The organism is Pseudomonas sp. RW409, from assembly GCF_003184125.1.
In the GTDB taxonomy this organism is placed as follows: Bacteria; Pseudomonadota; Gammaproteobacteria; order Pseudomonadales; family Pseudomonadaceae; genus Aquipseudomonas; species Aquipseudomonas chlororaphis_I.
Genome location: NZ_QHHP01000007.1, coordinates 140,549 through 157,869, shown reverse-complemented (window position 1 = coordinate 157,869; position 17,321 = coordinate 140,549). Strand labels below are relative to the sequence as shown.

Below are 17,321 nucleotides of genomic sequence, written 5' to 3'. Positions count from 1 at the left end.
AACGCGCCGGTGACACCGCCGCCACCGCCGCCGCCCGAAGCCGCGTTGGAGGTCACGGTGACGTTGTTGAGGGTGAGATTGCCGGCGTTGAAAATCCCCCCGGCCATGGCGCCGGTCGCGCCATACCCGCCGTTGCCGCCGTTGCCCGAGACCAGGCCCCGGGTAATCACCAGGCCATCGAGGGTCACGGTACTGCCCGAGGCCACTTCGATGACCCGGGTGCGGTACTGGCCGTCGAGGATTACGTCCGCCGCGCCGTCGTTGTTCAGGTCTCCGTCGATGGTCACGTTCTTGTTGACCAGCAGTTCGGAGGTCAGCTGCACCGTCATGCCGCTGCTGAAGGTGACGATGTCGCCGTTCTGCGCCGACGCCAGCGCCGCCCGCAACGAACCCACGCCGGTGTTGGCGTTGTTGGTGGCGGTCCAGGTCGCCAGCCCCCATTGATAATCCTGCATGGCCTGGGTGGACAGCACATTGGCGCTTTCGATGGTGCCGGTGGCGATCTCCAGTTCCCAGTCGCCACCCACGCCGGTGCGGTCGCTGGAGGCGGCCACGTCGCGGCCGGTGAGCTGCGCCAGCGAATCGACAAAACTCAGGCCGCGCTCGCCCTCGGCGGTGTAGCAGCCGTAGATCAGGATGTCGCCGCCGGCGTTCATGTCCTGGCCGATGTCCGCCAGCACCGAGCTACGCGCCTGGACGTTGTCAGCCGAGAGGTAGCTGTTGCCCAGCCACAGGTCCCCGGCATTGCCGTGGGCGATGATCTGCACCGAACTGACCCCCTGATGCTGGTCCAGGTAATCGGCGATCTGCTGCAGGCCATCCTGGTTCGCACCCAGTTGCACCACCTGGGTGCCGGACGCCAGGCCCTGGAGCAGGCTGTCGGCGTCCTTGACCCGCGAATCGACGAACACCACCGTCAGCCCCGGCACCGCGGTCGGGGTCGCGGCAGGCGCTGCATCGGCCTGGCCGTGGGTGTCCTTGCTGACGCTCGGCTGATCGGCGGCGGTCGGCGTCTTGGCCACCTCCGTGGTGGTGTGGCTGTCCGGCTGGACGGCTTCGGCCACCGTCGCCGCCACCGCGCCGTCGAACAGCATGCGCGGCTCCAGGGGCATGATCATCGGTGAGGCCAGGGCATTCGCCCGTCCGGTGGCCTGCTGATTGACCCGCGACTTGCCTTTGCTCCACCACATGATGCTCACCCGGACTCGAACGTGCTGAAAGGTACGAATTGAAAAACCGCGGTCAACGGACCGCGGCGTCGGATTTCATACGAATGACATTGGCGGCGCTGGATGCCCCGTCTTTCCAGAAGGACAGCTGCGCATACTTCTCGAACAGGTCCGGCGGCAGGATCGTGCGCCGCGACTGCAGCGCCACCCGCGCCTTGACCTTGTGCAGGCCCGCGACCCCCAGCGCCTGGTCGAACTCGGGCGCGTCGTAGGCCAGGCTGTCGAAATCGTGTTCGAACCAGGGTTCGCCGATAAAGTCGTAGATCAGCCGCATCACCCGCTCCGGGGCCTGGCTCAGCAGGTCGTAGTCGACGATCAGCATCGAATCGGCGTTTTCGCCGTAATAGGCCTCTTTCAAGGCCGTCCAGGCATACCCCACCAGGCGGTTGTGCTGGGCCAGGGTTTCGCAGCGGCTGTAGACCGAATTGCGCTCGACCGCATCGCCGAACAGCTTGGTGTTTTCGAAGGGGTTGGCCCGGTACAGCCGTTCCAGGCTGTCCATGACCCAGGCGACATTGCGCACGCAGGCGATGGTCCTGGCCTTGGGAAACAAGTCCTTCAAGGCCGGCAGGCGCGCGCACCACTGGCGGTTGGTATCGAAGATGACCGGTTTGTCGGCCTTGTCGGCGTAGTAGGAGTCGAACAGCCCGCGCAGCAAGCGGCGGCGCATGTCGAGGTCGATGACCGCGCCGAATTCGCTGCCGGCGCTGCATTGTTCGAGGATGCCGCTGAACAGCGCCCCCACCGGGCTGGTCATGCCGGCGTGAAAGCGCGGGTTCTGCAGCAGAATGGCGGACAGCAGGGTCGACCCTGAGCGCGGTAAACCGGAAATAAAATGGAACTGCGGCAATCCCTTCACCCTAGCTATAAGTCCATTTACGGAAAAAGCGTAGTGCAAGGTCAGAAAACCAACAGTGGTGCTTTGATATCAATTCGGAGCAAAACCACAAAAAATCTGTGCTCAAAAAAACAGCAGCCGCTCTGGGACTGAACATGAATCGATTAAGCCGCTGACCGCCCTGAATCCTGCCTTTCGTCACTGACCGGTTCACAAGCCTGTTTTTTTGCAAAAAACCGCCCAAGGCGTCTATCCAGCAGGTTTCCCTGGCTGGCTACACAGCGTTTTCGCCGATGCCTGGCCCTGCACCGTGCCGCACATCAGCAGCAACCGGGCCGTGACCCCGCCGGCGGTGAATTCGCCGGTTTTTCGCCAGTGCGCCGGCAGCGGGGCGAATTCATCGGGTTGGTCGGCCGTGCCGATCAGCCAGACGCGACCGCTGCCCATCGGCAACGCCGACAGCCGGTCGAGGTAAACCCTGTCGGCCTGCTGGTCGATCAGGGTGCCGAAGCCATAGGCATTGGATCGGGTCGAGCCCCCCGCGGGCGTAGGTGGGGTGTAGAGCAGCGGCTGGGCATCGGTGCGGTTGTAGTAGACGTAACTCAGGTACCACAGCAGATCGCTGGTGACGATCCGGTCGCCGGCCACGTAGCGCTGGTTCACGTAGTCCACCAGCACGCTGATCTGATCGTTCACATCCACCGTGGCGTTGTTGGTCAGGCCGACCACCTCGGCCCCGCCGAACAGCAACAGGATCGCCAGCGCCAGCACACGGGCCTGCGCCAGCAGCCGGTCGACGGCAATCGCGAAAATCAGTGGTAGGCCCAGGGCATAGGCCGTCAGGTAGCGCTCGATGAACACCGGCGAAACGAACGACACCGCAAACACCAGTAACAGCGGCAGCGCGGTGTAGATCACCAGCATCCAGTGCCAGCGCCAGGGCGAGCGGTCGCGCCAGGCGAGCATTCCGGCGACGCCCAGCACCAGCAGCGGCAGGCCTGCGAACAGCAGCGGGGAACGGGTTTCGCCATCGTCCTGGGTCAGCAGTTGCCAGATCATCGAGGGCAGCGAGGAAAAGTCCACCGACGGCTCCCAACCCACGTCGCCGCTGGCTTTCAGTTGGTCGATATGTTGCAGCAGGTCCACCAGCCCCGGCAGCCAGGGGGCGAACAGCATGACGATGGCAGCGTTGGCCAGCCACCAGGCCGGCCGGTTGATCGCCCGGCTCGGCGGCGTTGCGTGCAGGCGCAGCAGCAACAGGTACGACCAGTGGGCAAGCACGCAGAGCGCGGTGAAATAGTGGGTGTAGAACGCCGCGCTCATCAGCAGCGTGTAATACACCAGGTAGCGTTGACGCCGGGGCTGCCTGACCCAGTACACCAGGGCGATGGTGGCGCCGAGCAGCCACACCCCCAACAACGCATACATGCGCACTTCCTGGCTGTAGCGCACGGCGGTGGGCAGCAGGGCCAGCAGGAAGCCGGCGAGGACCGCCGCGCGACGGCTGGCGATCTGCGCCACCAGCCACACCCCCAGGCCGACACAGACGATCCCCGGCCAGGCGCTGAAACTGCGAATGGCAAAGATGCCGTCGCCAAACAGCGCGATCCAGCCACGCAGCAGCATGAAGTACAGCGGTGGATGCACGTCATGGGCGGCGCGCACCCAGAGCTCGCTCAGGCCGTAGCGGCTGAGCAACAGGCTGGAGCCTTCATCGCCCCAGATGGCCGCGGCGGTCAGGTCGTAGAAGCGGGTGGCCGCCGCCAGCAGCAGGATCGGCAGCAGCCAGTACGCCCGCAGCAGCGCGATCAGACGCTGCGTGTCACGCGTCAGCCGAAGGGCGATGCCCGGCTCGGCCGTACCCAGCAATTGCGGCTCTCTGCGAAACGCCATGAACTTCCCCTGCACCCGCGTTTTACCAGCACAGCATCGCTGTTTATCCGGCCAGACATAAGGCGCCCCATCACCCCGGGCGACTGGCGGAACAGCGTCTACGCTAACCACTGCTGTCAACGAGCCCGCTTGGCGTTCTGACCGTATCGGTCAAGCTGTCAGGCCAGACACCAGGGATCGGCTCAGGGAGTTCCACTGATTAACCTGAAGGATGAAAAACTATGGAAGTGTTCATGGGCACCATTCAAGCTTTTTCCTTTAACTTCCCTCCCAACGGCTGGGCCTCGTGTTACGGCCAGACCCTGGGGATCTCGCAGTACCAGGCGCTGTTTTCGCTGCTGGGCACCTACTACGGCGGCAACGGCACCACCAACTTCCAGTTGCCGAACCTGCAAGGGCGCCTGCCCATCGGCCAGGGCAACGGGCTGGGCCTGACGCCCCGGGTGATCGGCGAAGTTTCCGGCACCGAAAACGTCACCCCCACCCTCAACAACCTGCCTGCCCACACCCATACCCTCGCCGGCCTGAACGCCGCCACCACGCTGCAACTGGCCAACCCCGCCAGCAACCCGGCCAGTACCCCCACGGCCACCAACTCGTTCATCGGCACCTCCGGCGGCGGGCCGGGCACCGCCACCATCTACTCCGACAAGCAAGGCACCACGCCCGTGCCGCTCCAGGGGGTCAACACCACGATCACCGGCACCATCTCGCCCGCCGGCAACGGGCTGCCGCTGCCGGTGATGAACCCGTTCCTGGTGATCAACTTCAGCGTGGCCCTGAACGGCCTGTTCCCATCGCGCAATTGAAGTTCGCGCCGGGGGACATTCCCCCGGCCCTTTTTCCAGCCAGGAGTGGCGCCATGCTGCATCTGCTGCAAAGTGAGCATTTCCAGCCCTTGCTGGGGCAAACCTGCAATCTGTTGCTACCGGACGGCAGCGTCTTGCTGGTCCATATCGAGTCCATCAAGGACACCCCCCAGGCCCGCATGCCGAACAGTGCGCGCATGCCCTTCTGCGTCGAGCTCAACAGCCTGGAGCCGACAGAGTTCGTCGACGGCCTGTGCGACCTGGAACTGCCCGGCGTCGGCCATCTGCAAGACATGTTCGTGTCGCGGGTGCCGGCCCTGGGCCGCGATCCGACGCTGGGCTATTTCTATATCGCCTTCAACTGAACCGGGCGTGCCTGGCGGCATTGCCCCAGGCACTGGCTCGAATCCGCCGGGTTGCGCCGCTCAGCCGCGCGGGCCGGGATACCACACCAGCCGCTCGGCCGCCGGGTTGGCTTCCTCGACCTGAAACCCCAGCGCCAGGTAATGCCGGCGCGCATGGGGGTTGCTGGCCCAGACCACCGTGGCCACCGGGCAGCGCACCTGTTCGGCGGCCTTCTGCACGCCCCGCAGCACGGTGCGCCCGTAGCCGCGACCGCGGGCGGCCGGAATGAACGCCAGGTACAGCACGCGGATTTCATTGGGGCCGAAATCGGTGGTCAAGGCACCGATGGCGCTGCCGAGTTTTTCGATCACGTAGTGCATGGCGCCGGGGAAGTTCTCCCCCGCGCCCTGCTCCTGGACCTGGAACTGCTGGGCGATCACCTGCTCGATCTGCTCCTGTTCGCCGTCGATCCATTGCAGATCGCTGCGCGCCGAGCGGTAAAGGCTTTGCAGGAACGGTCCGTCGGTGGGCCGCGACGGACGTACCACCAGGCCATCGGACATGGCTGAATCCTTATGCAACATATGCGTTCTCCCTGAACATTCCTTGTCTCAGAACCCGCTTTCCCTCACGCCGAGCGCCGCCAGGCGCCGCCAGGCCGTGCCCAGCAGCGACTCGCCACGCCCCTGCAACACCACCACGCCGCGCAATGGCTGGCTCGGGGTGACGCTGGCGTCGAGCACCTTGAGCCGCGCGCCGTACTGCGCCTGGACCGGTTCGGCGCGGCGGTTTTCATCGCGGCGCACGGCAATCGGCCCATGGTGATCGGAAGTCAGCGCCTCCTGGTCGATATAAGCCACGCCGTTGGTGTCGACTTCGGTCAGTTGCACCTCGAGCGCCGGGTGCATCGGATCGTCGGCGATAAAGCGCCCCGTGGCCCCCGGCGCGACGCGCCACAGGTCGGCCTCGGCAAGGAAGCCGCGCAAGCGCGCCCCCGGCTCGACCACCCGGGCCAGCGGATCCTTGGGCGATACCCAGCGGCCCACCTGCAGTTGCGGCAGCAGGTCGCGCAACTGGCCGCCTTCGGGCGCGCGCAGCAGCAGGCGCTCGCGTTGCGCCGACAGGCCGCGGTACTCGGCCACGGCCTCAGCCAGTTGCTGCTCGACAATCCCGGCGTCGGCCGCGGTCTCACTGCGCCCGGCACGGCGGCGCATCTGCAGTTGCTGGATCTCGATTTCCCGCCGCGCGATGGCCTGGCGCGACGCCAGGTCCGGGGACTCAAGCTCCACCAGCACCTGGCCCTTGCTCACCGCCTGGCCGTCGCTGACATTGACCTGCCGGACCCGCGCCGCCACCGGCGCATGCAAGGCGCTGGCGCGTCCGGCCTCGAGCATCGCCGGCACCTCCACCGAGCTGCGCCAGGGCAGCGCCACCAGCAACAGCGCCGCCACCAGCCCCAGGCTGCTGAGCAATACCCGCGGCGCATCGGCCTGTTCGCAGCGTGTCCACCATTCGCGCCACTCGCGCACGATGGGCAAAAAGATGAACCACACCAACTCGACCAGCATCAGGAAGATGCCCAGCAGCTTGAAAAACAGGTGGTACACCGCCAGCGCAATCCCGAAAAACAGCACCGCGCGCCACAGCCACGAGCCATAACCCCACCACAGCAGGCGCCGCTGCATGGCCGGCGACCAGGGCTCCGGTGCGGGCTGCCGGTAGCCGAACAAAGCCTCGCGCAGGCGCCAGCGACAGAGGGCGAAGGCCCGCCCCTGGAGGTTGTCCACCTCCCAGAAATCGCTGAGCAGAAAATAGCCATCGAAACGCATGAAGGGGTTCAGGTTGATCACCAGGGTGGTGATCCAGGTCGCGCTGGCGAGCATGAAGGCCGCGGTGCGTGCCGGGCCGTCCGGCAGCAGTGACCAGGCCAGCAGGGCGATGCTGGCCAGCAGCAGCTCGGCCAGCACGCCGCCGGCGCCGATCAGCAAGCGCGCGCGACGATCGTTGACTCGCCAGGCATCGCTGACGTCGGTGTAGAACATCGGCAGCAGCACCATGAACGCCACCCCCATGCTCTGCACCCGGCAGCCGGCACGCTTGGCCATGAAGGCGTGGCCGAACTCATGGCACAGCTTGGCGAAAAACAGCGCCACGCCGAACGCCAGGGCACCACCGAGGCTGAACAGGTGGGGGAAGGTCGCCAGGAAGCGCTGCCAGTCCCGCGATACCAGGAACACGCCCAGCCCCAGGGTCAGCGGCAAGCCGTAGCGCAACAGCCCCGGCCCGAACCGCGCCAGCCACGGCCAGGCACGATTGAGAAAGGCGTCCGGGCGCCACAGCGGGATACGAAAGAACAGGTATTGGTGCAGCAGCACCTGCCAGAGGCTCTGGTGCTGGGCGGCAGCCTTGAGGTCATAGCTGGCGCGCTGTTGCGGATCGAGGGCGGTGATCAGGTCGTGACTGCGTAGAAAGCCCAGCAATTCATCCAGTTCCGCGCCGCCCAGGGGCAGCCCCGGCTCACGATTGGCGGCGCGCAGCACCTGCCCGGCGTCCCCCAGGGACCAGTGCCTGAGCAAACGCATCGCCGCCGCGCCGAGCTTGAAATAACGACCGCGCACCGGGTCGGCCAGGGTCCAGCGCGGCGAACCGTCCAGCGCCGGCGCCGCTGCCGACAGCTGCAAGTCCGCGCGCAGGCTCGGCAGGTCCATTACAACCCCACGCTCTGCCGCAGACCGGCCAGGGGCCGACGCAGCAGGTACAGCGCCAGCGGCGCGCGCTCGCCAAAGAGCTTGGCCGTGCCGCGCAGGCCAATCCGCGGCGGCGCCTCGCGAAAACGCGCATCGAGGCGGTAAGCCAGTTGCCCGCCCGGCGTCGGCTGCGCCTCGTAGGCCGCCCGTTCGAGGCTGGCCAGATGGCGCTGCAACGGGTCGCTGTCGAGAAACAGCGCCACCTGCGCGCCGGGCTCCAGGGCAATGGCGTCGCCCACGGCCAGTTCGATGCGTAATTCGGCCTGGCTCGGGTCGGCAATTTCCATCAGCCGCTCGCCGGTCTGCACCGGTTTGCCGGTCCAGCGCTCGGCGTCGGCGAACACCGCGATACCGTCGCGTTCGGCGCGCACTTCGCTGCGCTTGAGCAGCTCGCGGGCGTAATCGCGTTCGGCGCGTTTCTGCTCGACCCGGGCCGCCAGCAGGTCGATCTTCGAGCTGGATTCGGCATCGGCAAAGGCCCGCTGGGAATTGGCCTTCAATTCCGCCTCGGCCACGCCCAGGGCGCGGGCGGCGACATCGGCCTGGGCGTTGAGGGTGGTGTTTTCGAAACGCAGCAGCAGGTCGCCGGTTTTCACCGTCTGGTTGGGCTTGACCAGGAACTCGGCGATCACCCCGTCCAGCGGCGCCGCCACCACACGCCCGCCCAACGGCACCACTTCGGCCGGCGCCAGCACCGATTGCCGGACCGGAATCAGCAGGCCCAGCAACACCACCGCCAGCAGCGCCAGCCGACGCTTTCGATTCCAGCGCAGGCGCCACGGTTTGCGCGGCTGCAGCGCCAGCCAGGCGTGGCTGTAGGTGTCCCCCAGTTGCGCCAGCAGCACCTGTTCGGAAGGGTTCCACGGCGTGTCGCGGGCCAGCCACAGGCCGCCAAAGACCGCGCCCTGGCGATCGATCAGCGGCAACCAGAACACCTCGGCCGCCGACAGGCTCTGCCAGTCGGCCCGCACCGGGGCACTCAATTGCTCGGCCGCGATCACCCGCGCCTGCTGCACGAGTTCGAGCTTGAACAGCTGGGTCACCGCCTGTTCGACGAAGGCCACGAAGGGCGCATTCGGGTCGAGCGCGCTGACGCCGGTCACCGCGCGGACCTTGCCGGCGATCACCAGCGCTGCGTGGCGAAAGCCGAACAGCGCCTGGCCGTCGTTGACCAGGCTGTAGGCCAGTTGCTCGACGGTACGCGCGGCACGGGTCTGACGCTCCAGGTCAAGGAACCGAGCGAAGACCTGCTCGGCGGCGCCCGCTACCGGTGCGTTCATTTGAGCTCCGCGAACCGCGCCGTGCCGCTCATGCCAGCCAACAGGCCCTCGGCGTTGGGCACGGCCGCCACCAGCAGCAGCGTCTGGCTGCCCTCGTCGATCCGCGCGCCGAGGCGCTTGACCGTAGCGGCCAGCGGCTTGCCGGTTTCATCGGGGACGAAGCTGAAGGTCTGCCCGGCCTTGAGCTTGCCCATCCAGCTCGACGGCACCAGCAGGTGGATTTCCAGGGAACGGTTGTCGACGATTTCCAGCAAGGGCGAGCCGGCCGTCACGCTTTCGTAGCGTTGCACCTTGCGTTCCACCACCTGCCCGTCGAACGGTGCGACCACGCTGCAACGCTTGACCTGCACCTGATAGACCTGGGATTGCGCCTGGGTCTCGGAGACCTTGGCCGCGGCCCGCGCCACTTCGAAGCGGCCGACCGAGTTGAGCGAAGCCAGTTGGCGGTTGTGCGCCAGCTCTTCGTTGGCGCCACGGCTGGCGGCCTGAGCGGCATTGAGCTGGGCCTGGTAGGCCGAGCAATCGAAGCGGGCCAGCACGTCACCTTTCTTGAAGGACTCGCCTTCGCTGTAGGGCAACTCGACGATGCGCCCGGACAGTTCGCCGGCCAATACCGCCTGATCCTTGGCCCGCAGCACGCCTCGCGCTTCGCTGCCGCTCGCCACGGCGGCGCCGGCAGCACTGTCATTGAGCAGTGGATCGTCTGGTGCAGGCGTCTGCGCCTGGGCCACGCACACCAGGCAGGTCAATCCGAATCCCAATCCCAATCCATGAAATCGCCGCATAACCGTAACTCCCTGACGGATGGGCGGAGTCTAAGACAGCAAGCGTAAGCGTCAAGCAAATGGCCACTATCTTTATCGATCCCGACAACGGCATCGAATGCCCGCCTGACAGCATAGATGCCTTGTCCGGCGCGGCGTATATCGGGTCGTGTGGGTATTTTAGATGCCCGCGAATGCCTTCTGTATGATTTGCGCCACACTTGGACCTTCGGCTCCCATAGTTTCGGATTAAGGACAATTCATGCGTATCGGTCTTTTGTCGTCTTTGACACTGGCGCTCGGCGCCCTCCTCTGCAATCAGGCCCAGGCCAGCTCCGACGATTCCTGTTACCCGCGCTGGACCCTGCTCAAAAAAAACCTCGAAGGCTGCAGCAGCCTGCCGTTTCTCAACCCGGGCAACGACAGCCGGGTGAACCTGCGCCTGTTGCTGGCCGACAGCGGTGCCTTGCCCCTGGCGCCGAAAGCGCTGGACGCCGACGACCTGGCCGAAGGGTATGGGCCGGTGCCGTTTTCGGTGTCTCGCCTGAACCCGGCGCCCGGCCCCGAAGCGGCGGATGCACCGGCAGCCAGCGCCGACACTGACCTCAACGGCCGCCTGGAAGCCTTGCAGGTGGTGCGCGAAGCGCCTCAGGCGGCCGGCGATGCGTTTCTGTCCGGCGAAGGCAGCCGCTGCCGCAGCAACTCGGACGCCAGCGCCCAGGTGTTTGTCGACCAACTGATTGCCGCCGACCTGCCAGACAGCGAGCGCCAGGCGCTGGCGCAAAGCCGGGTCAAGCTGCTCGCCGCCTGCAGCTGGGACAACCCGCAACTGGCCAGCCTGTTGCCAACCAATCTGCAGACCTCGCTGGGCAAGGGTTTCGCCACTTATCTACAGGCCGCCGGCGACTTCTACAGTGGCCGCTTCAGCGAGGCCGGCGCGGCTTTCGCCACGCTCAAGGACAGCCCGAATACCTGGCTGAAAGAAACCGCGCTGTACATGAACGCCCGCACGGCCCTCAACAGCGCCCAGCAAAACGCTTTCGACGAATACGGCATGCCCGCGCTCGAGCATGTGGATAAGTCCACGCTGCAACAGGCCGAAGCCGGCTTCGACAGCTACCTGCAAACTTATCCACAGGGCGCCTACTCCGCTTCGGCCAAGGGCCTGCTGCGCCGGGTGCACTGGCTGGACGGCAATCCGGACAAGCTGGCCGCCGACTACGCCTGGCAGATGACCCAGGCCAAGGACGAGCAGCGCAACCTGTCGCTGAACGATCTGGTGGAAGAAGTCGACACCAAGCTGCTGATGGTCAACCGCAACCCGGTCAGCACCCCGCTGTTGCTGGCGGTCAACGACCTGATGTGGATGCGTGAGCAAGCCGAAGGCCGGCTGACCCGCGAGGCCTTGCAGCAACAGAAGGCGGTCTTCGCCGCACAACCGGCGTTGCACGACTACCTGCTGGCGGCCTTCGCCCTGTATGTCGACAACAACCCGGACGCCGCGCTGAAACTGCTGCCCAGCGAGCCGCCCGCCAACCTCGACTACCTCGCCTTCAGCCAGCAGACCCTGCGCGGTCTGGCCCTGGAAGCGCAGAACGACGGCCCGGGTGCCCAGGCCCTGTGGCTGCAACTGCTGCCCCTGGCCAAGCAACCGCTGCAACGGGAACAGCTGGAGCTGGCCCTGGCGATGAACTACGAACGCAACCAGCAACTGGCCAAGGTGTTCGCCGCCGACTCGCCGATCAAAAGCCCGCAGGTGCGTTTCACCCTGCTGCGCAACGTGGCCGATGCCACGCTGCTGCGCCAGCAGATCAGCCAGGCCGCCGACCCGGTAGAGCGCAACACCGCGCAGTTCGTGCTGCTCTACAAGGACCTGCTGCGCAGCCAGTACGCGGCCTTTGCCAGCGACCTCAAGCAACTGCCGGCCAGCGCCCCTGAAGACAAGCTCGGCTACAGCCTGGGTTACGTCTACAGCGACGGCCAGTCGCTCAAGCTGTTCCAGTGGAGCGGCGACAAGGCCGAGTCCGGCTACGCCTGCCCGAGCATCGCGCAAACCGCGGCAGCCCTGGAGACGGATGGGAAAAACCCGCAAGGCCTGAACTGCTTCGGTGAGTTCATCCTGCGCAACGGCCTGGATGGCATGCCGCTGGACAGCCAGCCCGACAAGCGGTCCCTGGGCGGCACGGAGTCGGCCTTCAAGGGCGAGCTCTTCTCTCGCCTCGACGGCTACAAACAGGTGATCGCCAACAGCAAGGCGCCGCGCGACGACCGCGCCTACGCCCTGTACCGCGCCATCAACTGCTACGCACCCTCGGGCTACAACAGCTGTGGCGGCAAGGACGTCGAACCGGCGGTGCGCAAGGCCTGGTTCCGTCAGCTCAAAGGCACCTTCGCTGACACCCAGTGGGGCAAGTCGCTGCAGTACTACTGGTAAGCATGAGCGGTTTCTGGAAATGCCTGCTGCCGGTCTGGCTGTTGCTGACCGGCAGTGCCCAGGCAGCGGTCGACGCCCGCGACCACCAGGCCTTCTGGCTGTGGAGCGGCGTCGCTCCGCAGCCGGTGCTGAACCAGGCCAAGACCCTGTACATCCTGCAAGGGCAGATCAGCCGCTCGCGTCGCGACCCGAGCGGCAACGTGCACTTCATCGCCCAGGGCATGGCCATTCCGCGCCTGCGCCAGGGCGAGGTCTGGGTGGTCTACCGTGCGCACACCCTGCACTGGCCGGAGCCGGTCTACCGCCAGCTGCTGGGCCAGGTGCAGCGCTGGCAGCAGGCCGGCAACCCGGTGGTCGGGATCCAGATCGATTTCGACGCCCGCACCCGCTACCTCGAGGAATACACCAGCTTCCTGCGCGACCTGCGCCAGCGCCTGCCCGCGCAGTACCGCCTGAGCATCACCGGCCTGATGGACTGGAGCAGCAACGCCAACCCCGAAGCCATCGCCGGGCTCAAGGGCATCGTCGACGAAGTGGTGGTGCAGACCTACCAGGGCCGCCACAGCATTCCCAACTACGCCGCCTACCTGCCCCGCCTCGACCGCATGGGCCTGCCGTTCAAGGTGGGCCTGATCCAGGGCGGCGAATGGCAGGAACCGGACTACCTGAAAGACAGCCCGTGGTTCAGGGGGTATGTGGTGTTTTTGCAGAATCCGCGCTAGCCAACGGATACACCGACTCCCAGCCACCGCCCAGCGCCTTGTACAGGCCGACCATGGCCAGGGAAACGCCGGTCGAGCTTTCCACCAGTTGTTCCTGGGTGGCGAGCAGGGCGCCCTGGACGGTGAGGACGTTGACGAAGTCCACCACGCCTTCGACGTATTGCTGTTGCGCGGTGCGCAGGGCGATCTGGTTCTGCCGCACGGCTTCGGCGAGGCTGTCGCGGCGCAGCTGGCTGCTGTTGTAGCGGGTCAGCTGGTCGTCGATTTCATGCCAGGCGCGCAGCACGGTCTGCTGGTAGGCGACGGCCGCTTCCTGCTGCTGGGCTTCACGCAAGTGCAGCATGCCGCGCAGGCGGCCGCCGTCGAACAGCGGCAGGCTGAACTGCGGGCCGATACCGAACTGGCGCGAGCCCCAGGAGCCGAAGTCCGACAGCTGCATGGCTTGGGAGCCGAAGTTGCCCGACAGGGTGATGCGCGGATAAAAGTCGCCCTTGGCCACGCCGATGCTGGCGGTGGCGGCATGCAGGCGGGCTTCGGCCTGGCGGATGTCCGGGCGGCGCTCGGCCAGTTGCGACGGCAGGCCGATGGCGACCTGGCTCGGGGTTTGCGGCACCGGCGCATCCGCCGCCAGTTCGGCGTGCAGGGCCTGGGGCGGCTCGCCCATCAGCAGGCTCAAGGCGTTGATCAGTTGCGCCTGGCGCTGCTGCAAGGCCGGCAGTTGCGACTCGATGGTCGCCACCTGCGCGGCGGCTTCGGCGACGTCCAGGTCGGTGGCCACGCCATCGGCCAGGCGCAGTTGCGAGAGCTTGAGGCTGTGGCGGGCGACCTCGAGGTTTTGCTCGGTCACCGCCCGGGTGCTCTGCACGCCACGCAGCTGGATGTAGTCCTGGGCGGTCTCGGCCAGCACCGACAACAGCACCCCGCGCCGATCGTTTTCCGCGACTTCCAGGGTCGCGTCGGCGGCCTCGGTTTCGCGCCGCACGCGGCCCCAGAAGTCCAGCTCCCAGGACGCCGAGAAGCCGGCGTCCCACAGGTTGAAGGCGGACTTGCCCTCGTGACCCGACGGGTCGTTCAGGCCTTCGCCGCTGTTGCGTTTACGCGCGTAGCCGCCGCTGGCGCTGCTGGTCGGATAACGCTCGGCGGTGATCACCTGGCGCGCCGCGCGGCTCTGTTGCAGGCGGCTGGTGGCCAGTTGCAGATCGAGGTTGTCGGTCAGCACGCGCCGGCTCAGGGCCGACAGCTGCGGATCGTTGAAGACATCCCACCAACGCTCGTCCAGGGGGCTGGTCACCACCTGGCTCGGCGCGGCCTTTTGCGGGCTGGCCCAGGCCTCGACCCGCGGCCCTGCTGGGCGCTGGAAGTCCGGGCCGACAGTGCAGGCGGCCAGGGACAACAGGCCCAGGGCGAATACCGGCTGGAGCAGACGACTCATCGCTTCGCCACCTCACGCACGGAACTGGCCTTGCCCAGGGTATCGACGCTCGCTTCCACCGACATCCCGACCCGCAGGCGCTCGGCCATGGGCTGGCCAGGTTCCAGCAGGATCTTCACCGGAATGCGCTGCACCACCTTGGTGAAGTTGCCGGTGGCGTTGTCCGGCTTGACCGCGGCGAAGGTCACCCCGGTGGCCGGCGCCAGGCTCTCGACCCGGCCGCGCAGGGTTTCGCCGTCCAGGCTGTCGACCCGCACCGCGACCGGCTGCCCGGGGTGCATGCGGGCCAGCTGGGTTTCCTGGAAGTTGGCCACCACATAGGCCTGCTCCAGCGGCACCACGGCGAGGATCTTGCTGCCCGGCGTGACATAGGCACCGACCCGCACCGCGCGCTCGCCGACCATGCCGTCCACCGGCGCGACGATGCGCGTGTAGGACAGCTCGTAGCTGGCCATTTCCAGGGCCGCCTGGGCGCGCTTCAGCCCGCCCTCGGCGGCGTCGCGCTGGGCGGTGAGGATCTCCACCTGCTTGCGTTCCGCCGCCAGCGCCGCGGTGGCCGTGGCCAGCCGCGCGCTGGCCTGGTCGATGCGGGTCTTGGCCTGCTGGGCATTCTGTACGGTGCCGGCGCCGACCCCGGCCAGGTGGTTGTAGCGGTTCAGTTCATGCTCGGCGAAGGCCATTTCCGCCCGCGCGGCCACCACCGAGGCCTGGGCCTGGGCGATCACCGAGCTTTGCCGGTCGAGGGTGGCGCGGGCGTTCTGCAGCTGCGCCTTGGCCACCAGGGTTTCGGCGTCCGCCGCCTGGGCCGCGGCGCGCAGGTCGCGATCGTCGATCAGCGCCAGCAACTGGCCGGCCTTGACCCGCTGGTTGTCTTCCACCAGCACTTCCTTGATGAAACCCGCCACGCGCGGGGCCACCAGGGTGTAGTCGGCGCTCACGAAGGCATCGTTGGTGGTCTGCTCGGTGGCCTTGCCGGTGACCAGATACACCAGCACGCCCAGGACCGCGACCGCCGCCACGCTGACGGCGATTTTGTGTTTGATGTGGATCGTCATAAAAACCTTCTGTCTCAGTGAACGTTCAAGTCGGCGCGCGTGGCGGATAGATCCGCGTCGGCAGCCAGAAAATCAGCAGGATCAGGGCCGCCGCCACGCCAGCCATGACGTAGTAGAGGTCGGCGGAGGTCAGCACCACGGCCTGGCGGTGCAGGCGCTGGGCGAGGTTGCTGGCGTCGATGGCGCTCAGCGGCGAGTTGCCGAGGCTGTCCACCAGCATGGTCGAGTGAAAGTGCAGGCGGTGGGTGGTCAGGGCATCCAGCACGCCGGTGGCGATCACCGCCGCCAGGCCCTTCACGGTGTTGAACCAGGCGGAAGCGAACGGCCCCTCGATCGGCTGGATACTGCCGGTGGAGAGCATCAGCAGCGGCAGCACCGCCATCGGCTGGCCGAAGATCTGCAGCAGTTGCAGCACGTAGAAATCGTCGCGGATCCACGCCGAGGTCAGTTGCGTGCCGCCCAGGCACGACAGCACCAGCATCGTCAGGCCGATGCCCAGCACCCAGCGGCAATCGACCCAGCGCAGGTTGCACAGGGCCGCCACCAGCGGCAGCGCGATCAGCTGCGGCAGGGCCATCACCAGCATCACCGGGGCGGTCTGCAACGGCCGGTAGCCCTGAACCTGGGCCAGGAAACTGGACGGAATGATGATCACCGCGGTCAGCACCACCAGCACCCCGGCCAGGGTCAGCAGGGCGAACGACAGGTTGCGGATGCCGAGCATCTGCAACTTGAAGAACGGGATCGGCTGCGCCCATTCGTTGATCAAAAACAGCACCAGCAACAACGCGCCGCCGCCCAGCAGCAGGCAGATCAGCGGCGAGCCGAACCAGTCCAGGCGGTTGCCCTGCAGGATACCGATCACCAGCATGCAGATCGCCGGAAACCCCAGCAGCAGGCCGCGCCAGTTGAAGGCCTTGAGACGCTCCAGGCGCAGCGGGTCCTGGGGCAGGCCGTAGGCCACCGCGAGCATCGCCAGCAAGCACGGCGCCACCACCTGCCAGAACGCCCACTGCCAGCCGACGTATTCGGTCCACAGGGCGGCCAGCGGCGTGCCCAGGCTCGGGCCGAAGGTGGCGGTCAGGGCATAGCCGGCCAGGCCGTAGAGCTTGACGTTGGCCGGCAGGAACCGCAGGGCCACGGTCATCAGCATCGGCGGCAGCGCGCCGCCGGCCAGGCCCTGCACGGTGCGCAGCAGCAACAGGCTGTGGTAGTTCGGGGCGAACGGACAGAGCACGCCCAGCACGGTGAACAGGGCGATGGCGCAGAGGGTGAAACGCCGCAGCGAGAAGGTCACCGAGCACCAGGGCGCGAAGGCCATGGCCGCCACCGACGTGGCGGTATAGCTGGCCACCAGCCAGGTGCCTTCGTCGTAACCGATGGCCAGGGCGCCACGGATATCGGCCAGGGCGATCTTGGTCACCATCTCGTTGAGGCCCGACACCAGCACCGCCAGCAATACGCCGAGCAGGCCGATGATGATTCGCGGGCCGAAGACCGCGGGGCTGGCAGCTGCCGGTTTGCTGGCCCCTTCAACGGGTGCCGGCACAGCCACGGCGAGGGAACTCATGAAGGGAACGACTCCGATGGAAATACCGAAGCAGTTTAAAAAGCCCGACAGCTGACGAAAACTGACTTATCGACAGCTTATAAGTGCACCACGCGCAACGATTGAATGACGTGTAGCCGCTGCCGAGCCCGCGAGTCTGCGATCGGCGGCGCAGCCGTCGCAAAACCAGGCGACCTGATCCAACCGGCCAATCGCGGGCGCTG

At 66.7% G+C, this 17,321-nt stretch carries 14 protein-coding genes; 4 read left to right on the top strand and 10 right to left on the bottom strand.

Annotation, left to right across the window (positions count from 1 at the left end; translation table 11 throughout):
- From DK261_RS07920 to DK261_RS07910, 3 genes are all read right to left on the bottom strand, one after another.
- Positions 1–1,190 (bottom strand): DUF4347 domain-containing protein (locus DK261_RS07920; RefSeq protein WP_146218519.1); only part of this gene is annotated, 1,190 nt, incomplete at its 3' end.
- Between the two features lie 52 nt (positions 1,191–1,242).
- Positions 1,243–2,088 carry a sulfotransferase gene (locus DK261_RS07915; protein ID WP_009046345.1) on the bottom strand — a complete coding sequence of 282 codons (846 nt, stop codon included), beginning with the start codon at positions 2,086–2,088 and terminating at the stop codon, positions 1,243–1,245.
- Positions 2,089–2,316: 228 nt separating this feature from the next.
- Positions 2,317–3,960, bottom strand: coding sequence for a glycosyltransferase family 39 protein (locus DK261_RS07910; RefSeq protein WP_110175577.1), 1,644 nt, complete (start codon positions 3,958–3,960; stop codon positions 2,317–2,319).
- 221 nt (positions 3,961–4,181) lie between these two features.
- Between DK261_RS07910 and DK261_RS07905 the strand changes: the two genes are divergently transcribed.
- Positions 4,182–4,769: a phage tail protein gene (locus DK261_RS07905; RefSeq protein WP_009046343.1), complete on the top strand. Its 588-nt coding sequence runs from the start codon at positions 4,182–4,184 to the stop codon at positions 4,767–4,769.
- A gap of 53 nt (positions 4,770–4,822) precedes the next feature.
- A complete protein-coding gene (locus DK261_RS07900) occupies positions 4,823–5,134 on the top strand; it encodes a hypothetical protein (protein ID WP_009046342.1) in 312 nt (103 codons plus the stop codon).
- 60 nt (positions 5,135–5,194) lie between these two features.
- Here DK261_RS07900 and DK261_RS07895 read toward each other — a convergent pair whose 3' ends face one another.
- Genes DK261_RS07895 through DK261_RS07880 form a run of 4 tightly spaced genes read right to left on the bottom strand, consistent with a single transcriptional unit; the run spans position 5,195 to position 9,926 of the window.
- The gene (locus DK261_RS07895; RefSeq protein WP_009046341.1) at positions 5,195–5,698 is read right to left on the bottom strand and encodes a GNAT family N-acetyltransferase; all 504 of its coding nucleotides are present in this window, start codon (positions 5,696–5,698) and stop codon (positions 5,195–5,197) included.
- A 27-nt stretch (positions 5,699–5,725) separates the two neighbouring features.
- Complete coding sequence (locus DK261_RS07890; protein WP_110175531.1) at positions 5,726–7,822, bottom strand: biotin/lipoyl-binding protein; 2,097 nt, start codon at positions 7,820–7,822, stop codon at positions 5,726–5,728.
- Entirely contained in the window at positions 7,822–9,141 is a 1,320-nt protein-coding gene (locus DK261_RS07885) for an efflux RND transporter periplasmic adaptor subunit (protein WP_053267971.1), read from the bottom strand. Before DK261_RS07885 ends, DK261_RS07890 begins: the two co-directional genes overlap by 1 nt.
- Positions 9,138–9,926: an efflux RND transporter periplasmic adaptor subunit gene (locus DK261_RS07880; RefSeq protein ID WP_009046338.1), complete on the bottom strand. Its 789-nt coding sequence runs from the start codon at positions 9,924–9,926 to the stop codon at positions 9,138–9,140. The genes DK261_RS07885 and DK261_RS07880 overlap by 4 nt, the downstream gene beginning before the upstream one ends.
- A 241-nt stretch (positions 9,927–10,167) precedes the next feature.
- Between DK261_RS07880 and DK261_RS07875 the strand changes: the two genes are divergently transcribed.
- Both DK261_RS07875 and DK261_RS07870 read left to right on the top strand, forming a co-directional pair.
- Positions 10,168–12,339 carry an outer membrane assembly lipoprotein YfiO gene (locus tag DK261_RS07875; protein ID WP_110175530.1) on the top strand — a complete coding sequence of 724 codons (2,172 nt, stop codon included), beginning with the start codon at positions 10,168–10,170 and terminating at the stop codon, positions 12,337–12,339.
- Positions 12,340–12,341: 2 nt separating this feature from the next.
- Positions 12,342–13,061 carry a DUF3142 domain-containing protein gene (locus DK261_RS07870; RefSeq protein ID WP_029527368.1) on the top strand — a complete coding sequence of 240 codons (720 nt, stop codon included), beginning with the start codon at positions 12,342–12,344 and terminating at the stop codon, positions 13,059–13,061.
- Here the strand turns inward: DK261_RS07870 and DK261_RS07865 are convergent.
- Genes DK261_RS07865 through DK261_RS07855 form a run of 3 tightly spaced genes read right to left on the bottom strand, consistent with a single transcriptional unit; the run spans position 13,024 to position 17,118 of the window.
- Positions 13,024–14,493, bottom strand: a complete 1,470-nt coding sequence (locus DK261_RS07865; RefSeq protein WP_041985252.1) for an efflux transporter outer membrane subunit — start codon at positions 14,491–14,493, stop codon at positions 13,024–13,026. The genes DK261_RS07870 and DK261_RS07865 overlap by 38 nt on opposite strands.
- Complete coding sequence (locus DK261_RS07860; RefSeq protein ID WP_063427711.1) at positions 14,490–15,548, bottom strand: HlyD family secretion protein; 1,059 nt, start codon at positions 15,546–15,548, stop codon at positions 14,490–14,492. Before DK261_RS07860 ends, DK261_RS07865 begins: the two co-directional genes overlap by 4 nt.
- 25 nt (positions 15,549–15,573) lie before the next feature.
- Complete coding sequence (locus tag DK261_RS07855; RefSeq protein ID WP_053267968.1) at positions 15,574–17,118, bottom strand: MFS transporter; 1,545 nt, start codon at positions 17,116–17,118, stop codon at positions 15,574–15,576.
- Between the last annotated feature and the right edge of the window lie 203 nt (positions 17,119–17,321).